Origin of the sequence: Breznakibacter xylanolyticus (assembly GCF_003254275.1) — a bacterium.
GTDB lineage: Bacteria > Bacteroidota > Bacteroidia > Bacteroidales > Marinilabiliaceae > Breznakibacter > Breznakibacter xylanolyticus.
This window is the reverse complement of record NZ_QKZK01000015.1, coordinates 1-12684: the sequence shown is the minus strand read 5'-3', so window position 1 is coordinate 12684 and position 12684 is coordinate 1. Positions and strand designations below refer to the sequence as shown.

10 protein-coding genes are annotated in these 12684 nt (G+C 47.4%); 6 read left to right on the top strand and 4 right to left on the bottom strand.

Annotated elements, in window-relative coordinates; translation table 11 throughout:
- Positions 1-349: 349 nt before the first annotated feature.
- The 6 genes from LX69_RS10075 (at position 350) to LX69_RS10050 (ending at position 7529) form a co-directional block, all read left to right on the top strand.
- Positions 350-2152 (top strand): PAS domain-containing protein, encoded by a 1803-nt coding sequence (locus LX69_RS10075; RefSeq protein WP_146260708.1) that lies wholly within the window; start codon positions 350-352, stop codon positions 2150-2152.
- 108 nt (positions 2153-2260) lie between these two features.
- On the top strand, positions 2261-2641 hold the full coding sequence (locus LX69_RS10070) for a response regulator transcription factor (protein WP_111445909.1): 381 nt from the start codon (positions 2261-2263) through the stop codon (positions 2639-2641).
- Positions 2642-2689: 48 nt separating this feature from the next.
- Entirely contained in the window at positions 2690-4225 is a 1536-nt protein-coding gene (locus tag LX69_RS10065) for a GH3 auxin-responsive promoter family protein (protein ID WP_111445908.1), read from the top strand.
- Positions 4226-4332: 107 nt separating this feature from the next.
- Positions 4333-4890, top strand: coding sequence for a CvpA family protein (locus LX69_RS10060; protein ID WP_111445907.1), 558 nt, complete (start codon positions 4333-4335; stop codon positions 4888-4890).
- 41 nt (positions 4891-4931) lie between these two features.
- Entirely contained in the window at positions 4932-6473 is a 1542-nt protein-coding gene (locus LX69_RS10055; protein WP_111445906.1) for an SDR family NAD(P)-dependent oxidoreductase, read from the top strand.
- A 177-nt stretch (positions 6474-6650) separates the two neighbouring features.
- On the top strand, positions 6651-7529 hold the full coding sequence (locus LX69_RS10050) for a restriction endonuclease (protein WP_111445905.1): 879 nt from the start codon (positions 6651-6653) through the stop codon (positions 7527-7529).
- Between the two features lie 376 nt (positions 7530-7905).
- On the opposite strand, the gene LX69_RS10045 is transcribed toward LX69_RS10050, so the two are convergent.
- From LX69_RS10045 to LX69_RS10030, 4 genes are all read right to left on the bottom strand, one after another.
- Positions 7906-8382, bottom strand: a complete 477-nt coding sequence (locus tag LX69_RS10045; protein ID WP_111445904.1) for an MEKHLA domain-containing protein — start codon at positions 8380-8382, stop codon at positions 7906-7908.
- Between the two features lie 102 nt (positions 8383-8484).
- Positions 8485-9336, bottom strand: coding sequence for a hypothetical protein (locus tag LX69_RS10040; protein ID WP_111445903.1), 852 nt, complete (start codon positions 9334-9336; stop codon positions 8485-8487).
- 176 nt (positions 9337-9512) lie between these two features.
- A complete protein-coding gene (locus tag LX69_RS10035; protein ID WP_111445902.1) occupies positions 9513-10118 on the bottom strand; it encodes an indolepyruvate oxidoreductase subunit beta in 606 nt (201 codons plus the stop codon).
- On the bottom strand, positions 10118-11899 hold the full coding sequence (locus tag LX69_RS10030; RefSeq protein ID WP_170124324.1) for an indolepyruvate ferredoxin oxidoreductase subunit alpha: 1782 nt from the start codon (positions 11897-11899) through the stop codon (positions 10118-10120). Before LX69_RS10030 ends, LX69_RS10035 begins: the two co-directional genes overlap by 1 nt.
- Positions 11900-12684 lie beyond the last annotated feature (785 nt).

Sequence of the window (12684 nt, the reverse complement as noted above, 5' to 3'; positions counted from 1 at the left end):
TGCTCCATTAATAATCACAAATTAAGTCATTATTATATCATTGTAAACATCATTTGAAATGAAAATGGTTAAATTTGTTAACAATGCCGATAAAACCTAGAGTTAGATTGACCGCTAAGGGAACCATGATTGCACAAAGGTGTGTAAAAGAACAAAAAATGATGATATACACAGACTGAAATATCATTTCACAGATTTAAAATCACTCTTTCATCAAAAGACATCCAACACAATTCACTAACAACTTATATGCTAAATTATTAAGCTAATAGCTTACACCAGTAACAGGAATAAATTATCTCCCAACATTTTTAATTGAAGACTCAGAATTGACAAACCATACACCATCGTGACCCACCATCTCAATCATTTGCTCGATATCATGCCCGGCTATGCCTACCGTAGCCATTATGCCCCAGCGTGGACCGTGGAGTGGGTCAGTAAGGGCGTGGAAACCATCACCGGTTACCCTACCGACTATTTTCACCTATCGCCCTGTCACACGCTGCATGGCTTGATTCTTGCCCGCGACAAGGCTTACGTGACGCAAGTCATCGCTGATGCCATCGACAAGTCACAACCCTACTCGCTCGAATACCGAATCAAAAACAATCAGGGGCAAACCGTTTGGCTTTCGGAGCAAGGGTTACCTATATTTAGTCCATCGGGGCAACTCATCGGCATCGAAGGGTATGTGTCCAACATCTCGGAGCAGGTCATCGCCCAAAAGGAACAGTTCGACAGCGAAAAGAAATACAGCTTGCTGTTTCGGCAAATGATGAACGCGTTTATACTGCTCACACCCGTGAAAGATGCAAGCGGCACAGTAATCGATTTTCGTTACGAAGAGATGAATCCGGCCTTCGATGACCACTCGGCCATTCCATCGCAACAATGCCTGGGTAAAACAATACTGGAAGTACAGGGTCACATGGGGCCACAAATCGTGAGCAAATATCTGGAAGTATTTGACTCAGGCTCCCCCCACCAATTCGAGATATACAATGCCGAACAGGATCGCTATTATTCCATTCACGCCTTTAAATCTTCGCCCGATAAGCTTGCCGTGTTGTTTCACGACATATCTGAGTCGGCTCGTCTGCATGCCGCACTCAAGCGTAGCGAGGCACAGTACCGCACGTTGTTCGAGTCAATTTTTAGTGCCTTTGCCGTGTGCGAACCGGTATTTGAGGCATCGGGTCGCATGATCGATTTTGAGTTTATTGAGTGCAACCCCGCCTTTGTATATCACACAGGGCTGCCCCCGATGGAAGTAACGCACAAACGGTGCCGCTCCCTCCCAGTGCGCTGCTTTGATGAATGGCTGCCCCTGTTTGAACAGGTGTGTAAAACGGGAAAACCCAAAACCGAAGAACGCTTCAACACAGTACTTGACAGATACTTCAGAATCAGCATTTTCAGCCCCGGCAAGAATCGGTTTGCCATGCTGCTTGATGACATCTCGGAACAAAAACAGATACAGCAGCGCATCATCGATACCATGATTGAAACCGAGGAAAACGAACGGCGTAAGCTGGCGGGTGACCTGCACGACGAAATAGGTCCACTCCTATCGAGCATGCGCATGTACAACGCTTCGCTGCAACGCAAAACCACCGATACCAAGAACCTGGAACTGGTGGAACTTCTGTCGCGTCTGACAGACGACTCCATCGAAAAAATTCGTGAAATATCACACAACCTAAGTCCCGCCATCCTGGAACGTTATGGTTTGGTGTCGGCCATCTCAGCCGAATGCGAACTGATGCAACCCATCATCCCGGTGACATTTAACCACAACATCCGGCAAATCAGGTTTAGTGCCCGCATCGAGACCACCCTTTATCGCATCGTCAAAGAACTGATGAACAACACCAAGAAACACTCAGGCGCTAACCGGGCAAGCCTCGACATCCACTTTACCAACGAACAAGTGCTTGTCAAATACCACGACAACGGCAGCGGTTTCCCTACCGACATCATCACCTCAGAACCAACACGCGGCATGGGGTTACTCAACATCGAGATGCGGGTACGCTCTATCAATGGGGAGTATGCAATGACATCCGAACCGGGCACCGGATTCACCTTTGAAATGACGGCACTGGTCAACCGGGTTTACAACCCACTGGACGATGACCTCCTTGCCTGAAAAAAGATGACAAATTGAACTGTCAGAAACGCCCGGATTGGGAAAAAGCAGCGTTGAAACGTTGCGGTTAAGCTTTAAAAATTATTTTTGTAGAAAATTAAAAATTCGATGGAATTATCCCGAAAATATCAAATCCTGATTGTCGATGACCATAAAGATTTTGTAAAGGCACTCGATTACCAGATACAGGACATCCTGGGCGACAAAGTTCAATGCATCAATTATGCCTTTAACGGCCAGGAAGCATTGGATATGGTAGCGGGGCATCCCACTTACGACATCGTGTTTATGGACATCGACATGCCGGTGATGAACGGCGTTGACGCCACGCGCAAACTCAACCACGACTATCCGCACATCAGGGTGGTGGCGCTCTCGTTCCACAAAGAATTTGAGTACGTCGAACAGATTATCCGTGCCGGGGCGCGCAGTTACATCGTGAAAAGCGAACTGGGCGAAAAATCCATCAAACGCGCTTTTAACCTTTGACCACCGCCCCGCGGTTGAGCCAATTCACCTTGTCCAAACCATCCCGCTATGCCAGCCATTCTCAGCTCCATCATGTCCCTGGTCAATTTTCGCCGCATGGGACAAATCGATTTCTTTAAAAAGAACCCCATTGAAGTTCAGCAAAGCATCCTGTTTTCGCTGCTCAAAAAGGCGGCCGATACCGAGATAGGTCGTCAGCACGACTTCAACACCATCCTGTCGGTCAGCACTTTTCAGGAACGATTGCCGGTGGTAGATTACGAGCAGGTGTGCCCCGTTGTGGAACGACTGCGTGCGGGGGAGAAAAACCTGCTGTGGCCGGGCGATGTACGATGGTTTGCCAAATCGTCGGGAACCACCTCGTCCAAAAGCAAGTTCATCCCGGTCACCAAGCAATCGCTGGAGGATTGTCATTTTAGAGGCGGCAGGGACGTCATTGCCATCTACAACGACCTTTTTCCCGACAATGCCCTCTTCACCGGCAAATCGCTCACCCTGGGTGGCAGCCATCAAATCAATAACTTCAGCAACGACAGCTATTACGGCGACCTCTCAGCCATTCTGATTGAGAACATGCCCTTTTGGACCCATTTTATCCGCACCCCCAGCCAGTCTATCGCCCTGATGGACGAATGGGAGGAGAAAATTACCAAAATCACCGAGGCCACCATCAACGAAAATGTCACCTCGCTGGCCGGCGTGCCCTCGTGGTTTCTGGTGCTCATCAAGCACATCCTGAACCAAACCGGCAAAGAAAAACTCACCGATGTATGGCCCAACCTGGAGCTGTTTATACACGGCGGCATCAATTTCACCCCTTACAGGGAGCAATACAAAGCGCTCATTCCCAACGAGGGAATGCACTACATGGAGACCTACAACGCCTCCGAAGGCTTTTTTGCCATTCAGGACGATCTGTCGCAGCCCGGCATGCTGTTGATGCTCGACTATGGCATTTTTTATGAATTCATGCCCCAGGATCAGGTCGGAAAGGAACATCCGCGACTGCTGACCCTCGAAGATGTGGAGCTCAACACCGACTATGCCATGGTGATCACCACCAATGGCGGACTGTGGCGATACATGATTGGCGACACAGTACGATTCATCAATAAAGAACCGTTCCGCATTGTCATCACCGGCAGGGTGAAGCTGTTTATCAACGCCTTTGGTGAGGAGGTCATGATTGATAACGCCGAACGAGCCATGCACGAAGCCTGCGCTCAAACAGGCGCCCTGATACGCGAATACACCGGCGCCCCCCTCTACATGGGCACCAACAACAAAGGAGCCCACGAGTGGGTGATTGAATTTGAAAAGAAACCATCGGATACTCAACGGTTCATGCAGGTGTTTGACACCACCCTACAATCGGTCAACAGCGACTACGAGGCCAAACGATACAAAAATATGACCCTTGACACACCTCAACTGGTCATTGCCCGCGAAAACCTCTTTTTCGACTGGCTCAAGACCTATAAAAAAGTGGGGGGGCAGAACAAAGTTCCAAGACTGCAAAACAACCGCGAAATCATTGAGCAACTCATTTCGATGAATGGGCGAATCGATGATCAGCGCAGCTAGTGATGATTTGAAGAAGTGCAAGAGAAAGAAAGTACTTAATACGACACAATAAACATAACCAACCCAAAGTCCCCCTTAAGGGGATTAGGGGGCTTTAAAACAGAAACATGCCCATTTCAATCTTCGACATCATCGTTGGCGGGCTGCTCATTTGGGGCATCGTCAAAGGCTTTCAGAATGGTTTCATCATTGAGCTGTCGTCATTGGCGGCGCTCGTCATTGGCATTTTGGGCGCCATGTTCTTGAGCAACCATGCCGATGCCTGGGTGCGTCAGTGGTGCGATTTTGAATACACAGGCATCATTGTGTTTCTGCTCATTTTTATCGGCATCATCATTGGGATGAACCTGTTGGCCGTTGCCCTCACCAAAGTGATAGAAATCACAGCACTTAACCTGGTGAACCGATTGTTAGGTGCCATCTTCAGCGTCACGGTCTTCGCATTTATCATCAGTGTGTTTGTATCCATCATGACCTTTTTTCAATGGGATACCAAACTAATCCCGGACAAAGAGAAAGAAAAATCATACCTCTATCAGCCCATCACGAACTTTGCCCCGTCAATCTTCCCTTACTTCCGATTCCTCTCAGATGATGATGAAGAGGAAACAAAACCATCGGACCAAATCATCTGTGCGATAGCGAATCGTGAACCGAGCCATTGAAAACATTCTTACATTTGCTTCCCGATAGAATGAGGTGACAAATGACAACAAACAAAAAAATTAGCCCGCAGGATGTGGATGCCTGCATCGCAATCTTGCAACAACTGCTGACCAATGGTGACCAACTGGCACACCTGCCCGAAACGCAGCGCATTGAGTTGATGAAAGCCGCCGGGCAAATCAGCCGTCCCGACCGTGCCGAGCTGAAAAAACGCAACAAGAGCGCCAAGGCCATGCGCAAAGCGGCCATCAGCACCCAAAACAGGCAGGCTCGCGCCGAAACGCACATCCGCAAAGCACGTGAAGCCAGCATCTTTGAAGCTCCCAAACAGTTAGCCGCGCACGAAACCGAAGCCGGCAAAGAAAAACGCGTGCTGCTCACGCCACAGAACTGTTACGTGTGCAAAAAACTCTACACCGAAGTTCATCACTTTTACGACACCATGTGCCCCGAGTGCGGCGACCTCAACTACGCCAAGCGTTTTCAACGATGCGACATGAAGGGAATGGTGGCACTCATCACCGGCTCACGCCTCAAAATCGGGTACCATGCCACCCTGATGATGCTCCGCTCAGGTGCCACTGTCATCGCCACCACCCGGTTCCCGGCCGACTCGGCCATTCGTTTTGCCAAAGAAGAGGACTTTCACGAATGGGGGCATCGCTTGCATATTTACGGGCTTGACCTTCGCCACATCCCCAGTGTAGAACTCTTTGCCTCCTACATCGAACACAAATACGACCGTCTTGACATCCTGATCAATAACGCCGCACAAACAGTGCGCCGCCCTGCCGGATTCTACGCCCACATGATGGAAACTGAATCGCTGACCTACGGACAGCATACCTCGGACGTGCAAATGCTGCTGGCACATCACCACGAGTGCCTGCGCGAAATTGAAGGCTCCACACTCCGCTCCGACGATGGCACCCAGGCGTTGGCGGTGAGCTGGCAAAACCCCATGCCGGGGCTGGGTATCCGTGCATCGGCACAACTATCGCAAATCCCCTACCGCTTCGACAACAGCCTCAACACCTCCGAGGTGTTCCCCACCGGGCAGCTCGATGCCGACTTGCAACAGGTGGACTTGCGAACCACCAACAGCTGGCGCCTGAAGCTGGGCGAGATTGAAACCATGGAGATGCTCGAAGTGCAACTGGTGAACGCCGTGGCACCCTTCGTGCTGTGCAACCGCCTCATTGAAATGATGAAACGCGACAACACCGGAAAAAAACACGTGGTAAACGTCACCGCCATGGAGGGCAAGTTTCACACCTTCAACAAAGAAGCACGCCATCCCCACACCAACATGGCCAAGGCAGCACTCAACATGCTCACCCACACTTCGGCAGGCGAACTGGCCAATTTCGGTATCTACATGAATGCCGTTGACACCGGCTGGGTGACCGACGAAGACCCCGTGGAACTGGCCAAACGCAAGCAACAGCTGCACGACTTTCAGCCACCACTCGACATTGTGGACGGCGCTGCCCGCGTATGCGACCCATTCATCGACGGCATCAACACCGGCAAACACTGGTGCGGGCAGTTCTTGAAGGATTACTTCCCAATTCGTTGGTAGGATTGGGAAGATAACGGCGTAGGGCTCAATGTCGTTTAGATGATGATAACCGGATAAAAGACAAGAAGACATATCTCAACCTCTGTCTCACGCCTTTTCTCATAAATTAACCCCTGCCTAACCATCCCCACAACGTACTTTCGCACTTTTGCACTCTTACACTCTTACACTAAAAAAATGGACACCCTCACCATCACCACCCCCAAACGGATTATCACCATTCGCAAAGCATCGGGCGAAGAACAGCCCTATCTGGCCATCAAACTGGAGCGTTCGCTCGTGAATGCCGGCGCACATCCCGATTTGGCCAAAGAGATTGTAGCCGAAATCAGTGCATGGATTTACGATGGTGTGTCGACCCAGAAAATATTTCAGCGCGCTTTTTCGCTGCTTCGCAAAAAAAAATCGCACGGAGCCCTGCGTTACCGCCTCAAACAGGCCATGCTGGAACTGGGGCCAACAGGCTATCCATTTGAATTACTAATGGGACTGTTATTCGAAAAACTGGGGTACCAATGCCAGGTGGGAGTCACCGTCAACGGCAAGTGCATCACCCACGAAATGGACGTGATAGCGACCCGCGAAAAGGAACAACACCTGATGGAATGCAAATACCACAGCGACCAGGGCCACCAGGTGAGCGTGCAGGTGCCCCTGTATGTGCGTTCGCGCGTGGACGACATTGTGGGGGTACGGAAACTTATGCCCGAATACCAGGGCTTTGAGTTCACCGGCTGGGTGGTGACCAACACCCGTTTCTCGGGCGACTCCATTGGCTACGGCAATGGTAGCGGACTCAAACTGCTGGCATGGGACTATCCCGAAGGAAACGGCCTGAAGGAAATGCTTGAACGCGAAAAAATTTTCCCCATCACCATCCTCACCTATCTCACAGCCAAACAAAAACAACAACTCCTGCAACAAGATATCGTCATCTGTTCGCAACTCAAACAACAACCCGAAGTGTTGAACGCCCTGGAATTAACCCCCAACAAGCGCAAGGCATTGGAAAAGGAGTTGAAGGAGATATGCAATGGCTGGCTGCCGACCAACTAAAACGACATTCTCCCCTCTGGTGGCAATCGCAATGATTTAGGAACTTGCGATTCCCCTACGTTGTGATGAGTTAAAGGGATCTTTCCACGAATTCCACGATTTGCTTTTCAATTCGTCTCATTAGTGAAATTCGTGGATTAATTCATTGTTAGAGATTTACATCCGGGCACAGTGTGCTTAGGAAAGCGAATAATGAGTTGAATAATACACACTCACATCGAGAAGCCCAATGCGCGTTACAAAAGTTAACGAAGTAAGAAATTCAAGATGTTGCAAAATTCTCCGGCTATGAGGCTGGAGAAATCGAGCGCATGAAAGGTTTTATCGATATGTCTTGCCCCAGTCGGGCAAAAGATCATAATAAACCGACATTTATTTACAAGTAAGTATACTCATTAAACAAAGCTGCCTGACCGATTCTTTTATTATCCGAATCGTAAACATTCCAAAGAATGACATTCTTAATTTCAAAACGCTTGCCTGTTTTAGATATTCTAATACCCGAATAATCTTTTGAATAGCCATTGGCTTCAACCTCAGCAATAAACTTTGCTCTGCTACCTCTCTCGTCGCTTTCGGCCGAATATTTAGAAGGCATATTTATAAATTCCTCCCACGACATTTCAAACAGGTTCAGTGCTGATTGATTGGCATAGTTGAATACCGGTTCATTGGACGCATCATGAGCCAAAAGCACATAACCGGAATTGAAGACTTGCTTTGCTTGTTCTTCTAAACTCAATGAAGCATCCACAATCTCAATATTCGCCAGTTTTTTCAAGCTACTGGTGATTTGATAGATGTAATCTTTTAAGTAGCTATTTTCGCTACAGGGGAAACCAGTCTGTTTCAATTTTCAGTTTTTTTTATTCATAAAATCGCACCATGGTGCACCATTGTCAGAGCAATCACAAACGTGATGGACACGTGATGTGGTTGGGTAAAACAAGATGCTCTAAGCAATGTACTTAATAGCTTCTTTGACCGTCATTGCCATCTTGATGTTTCTGCTCTCTGCCAGTTGATTGCAAACAGTGATAATGCCACTGTCGAGTATGTCCTGCCCGTTGAAAATTTCGGCACTCATACAGTCGACCGTGCATGCAAGAATACCAGCTTTACTAAGCGATTCCAGACTTTTAATGCCTGCACCGTTTTTACCAATTCCGGCATCATTAAAAAACACAGCTTTTACACGATGTTTCTGAGCATAATGTCCGGCACTGACACCACCATGCGACCCACACACAACGATATCACCTGCATTGTTCTCGTTTAAAAAAGTGATGCTATCGGTGACTGTGATACTCACACCATCGACAAGGGTTTGAACCTGTTTTTTCGGGTCAGCCTTGCCATGGACATCTTTCTTTTCATCAACAAGCGATACTAAATCCATTCTGATTTGAGCCGACGAAGAGATATTGAATAAATGAATGATTTTGGCCACAGCTTCCATTACCGTATCACCCATTTTAATTCCGGCTTCCTCGGCGTTAAGGTTTGTGTGACTGATGATGCCACACTCCCAGGTATCGCGGGCAACCCCAATTTCAGCACTATAGTGATCCACAGCACAGGCCATAATCCCTTCAGCCTGGTAATGATGAAGCCCACTGATGCCTGCCTGATTTTTTCCGATACCGGCATTGTTAAGAAAAACAGCTTTGACATGGCAGTTTTTCACCTTTAGGGCCAAAGTCCCATCATCACCGCAATGGGAGCCACACACAAGAATCGGAGATATATTGTCGGCTTGCAAATCACCTAAACTATCCAGCAGTACAATGCCTTCAGGTAATTCCATGTTTTATAATTAGCCTCCCCAAGCCCCTCCGAAGGAGGGAATGTGAAGTTCGTTTTACTTATGTAATCATCCCCATGTGTGTCAGTTTCACTAGACCTAAAGGGGGGGAAATGAGGCGCATTTTGTAAATATGCTTTTTTTTAAAGTCCCCTGAAGGGGGATTTAGGGGGCTGTGTTTATGCCAGTTCAGCACGAGCAATCACAACCCCTTTTTCGTAAGCTTTCATATTACCGGCAATAAACTTTTCAGGAACGCTTTCCTTCACAATTTGAAGCATCTCATCATGCGAATAGCCTCTAAATTCGGCATAGAAACCAAGCATCACGATATTCATCATTTTGCTGATATCAAATTCCGGGCTCTTATTCTTATCGGGATCGACAATAAATGTCTGCTTTCCGGATTTCTTAATAATCTCGGTTTTTGATTCAGACATATCCTTTTCCAGACGAGTATTTACGCTGGATGTGCTTAACTCAAAAGTGCTTGAGAATACAACGCCATCCGCTTTCAGGCAATGCAAATAGCGAAGCGTTTCGGTTTGTTCAAATGACAAAAGGTAATCCACATCTCCGGATTTGATAAAGGGAGATAACACCGGATTTTTTGAATAACGGAAATGGCTTTCAACACCGCCACCTCGTTGACCTAACCCAATGACATCAGATATTTTTAACTCATAACCAAGTTTCATGTAATACTTGCTTAAGAGGTTACTGAACAGAAGAATCCCCTGCCCTCCGACACCTGCGATGATGATATTTTTTCCTGTATCCTCCATTATGATAATTTTATTGCATCAAACTTACATGCTGTTGAACACAATCCACAGCCCACACAAAGATCTTCGTTGATCACGATTTCAACTTTTCCGTCCTTGCCTTTTTTACTCTCAATGGCTAAACAGCCAATATTGATACACTTCCGACACTGGGTACACTTATCCTGAACAATAAAATAAGGCGTGCTTTTAGGAAGCTTAAATCGGGTCACACAAGGCTTTTTAACAATGACCACAGAATTTGTCGGTGCATTGACGGCATTGAGAATGGCTTTTTCAAGGCCCTCAAATTCGTAGGCATCTACGGTGACAATATCTTTTACACCAACGGCTTCGCATACTTTGGCGATTTCCAGCTTATTTTCCGGCTTATAATTAAACCCAAACTCACTGGAGGCCACATGCTGACCACCGGTCATTGCCAAGCAGCTATTGTCAACAATGATTGTCGTTGACTGACTGTCGTTGAAAATCAGGTTCATCAAACCATTGATCCCTGTTGCCCAAAAGCCACCATCGCCTATCATGGCCACAAATTTTTCTTTGTGATCTTTTGCCACATTGTAACCATGGGCTAACGCAATGCTCGACCCCATGCATTTTTGCAGCTGATAGGATTCCATGTGAGGAAAACAACCAATGAGTCCACAGGTCACATCGGCAGCCGCCTTTATTTTGTGTTTTTTTAATATATGGGCGATAAAGAGGTGAGAACATCCGGCACAACTCACCGGGAGTCGGAAAGGAACACCTTCCATTGGTGTTCTTTGGGGTGCGCCCGGAACGAGTTTTTCCTCGATAATGTCGGGGGTAAAACGCATCATCTCGGGGAACTTGGGGAATAACGCTTTGCCAATGACCGAAATACCCAGATCTTTGATATTCTTTTCCATAATATCATGACCATCTTCAATCACATAAAGGGTCTCGACGTGTTGAGCCAATTCCCGGATCATCTTTTCAGGAAGCGGCATCACTAGCCCCAGTTTTAAGATGGAGGCCTCGGGCAATACCTCTTTGACGTAATAATAAGGCGTACCTGCTGTAATGACCCCAATCTTTTTACCTTTCAGCTCCAGCTTGTTAATCGGGAGGTTGTTGCTATCCTCAGCCAGTCGCTTCATTTGCGCCGGGAAATCGTGAAAGCATTTGACCAACTTAGGATGCTCGGAGCCTTTGGCATTCATCATCATGGTGGTCATGATCACTTTACTGAAACTGACAGGATATTTAACTCTGCACTTTGCTTCGTAAGTATAGTTTTCATCAATGACAACCCGACTGGTCGTTTTGCATATCACTGATGTGATTTTAAGGATGACAGGTGTGGAGTATTCTTCACTAATTTCAAACGCTTTCACCATCAAATCCTTGGCTTCCTGACTGTCACTTGGCTCCAATACAGGAATATTAAACATATTGCCATAATGGCGAACATCGTTATAGTCATCACCCGCAATACGACCCACATCATCGCCAACGACTAACACAATACCCCCGTTAATTTGACTGCCGGCCGCACCGCCCAGCGCATCCGCGGCCACATGCAAACCCACTGTTTTCATGATTGCCAAACTCCGATAACCGGCAAATGAAGCCCCAATGGCGACTTCTAAGCCCACTTTCTCATTGGTGGACCATTCACAATAAATATCAGGATAACGCTGTTGAGTATAATCCATCACCTCCGTGGACGGTGTGCCCGGAAAACCGGATGCTACTTTAACGCCAGCTTCAAAGGCCCCTCTGGCAACGGCTTCGTTACCATTCATCATTTTCATTGTGGCATTCTTTATTTCTGTCTTCATATTATATAATGACTCCTAACATTTTGAGCATTGTCGATTTTCGGAAAATTTGCAAAATAAATCAATTTTAGGGACACCTCAAATTTGGAGTATCAATTTCTTACATTTGAAATTCAAGACACGCATGGCAAATGCACGTCGGCAGGAAGATTCGGAATGATTCACACACATTCAAACAATTATTATCCATCAAAACACCTGATCGCCAAATCACTGCCCGCTGCATATGTAAGGGTTGCTACAAATGTAAATGGCATCATCGACACCGAAAATGACAGTAATATTACCGTCATGTAGCAACCACACGAATGAATTGTTTACCTGCATCTTGCAATGACACCTACTGCCGTTGGCTCCCTGTAAGGGATGGGAAAAGACGTTTATTCGGGTCTGCTTCGAGACTGCTTCGGGACCGCTTCGACTGTTCTTCGACTCCGCTTCGATACCGCTTCGACCCGGAGTCGAAGAAGGGGCGAAAATGGGTCGTAGTTGGTACGAAGAAGACCTCCGTATGGCTTCGCGTAATTATACTCCAGCCTCATGATTTTTTGCACAAAAGCAAGGGATCGGGAGAACTTCACGCAATGCCCCAGCGGGGCACAAGCTCGGTAGAAACGATATAGCATGCAAGAAGTTCCGCCCCCAGCGGGGCGGGACAACAAACCCAACATGCATTTTCTACCGATATTGCGCACCGATGGCGCGCCGGCAAGATAACGTTGCGCATTTCTCCAAGTTATCAAACATTCATAACCAAC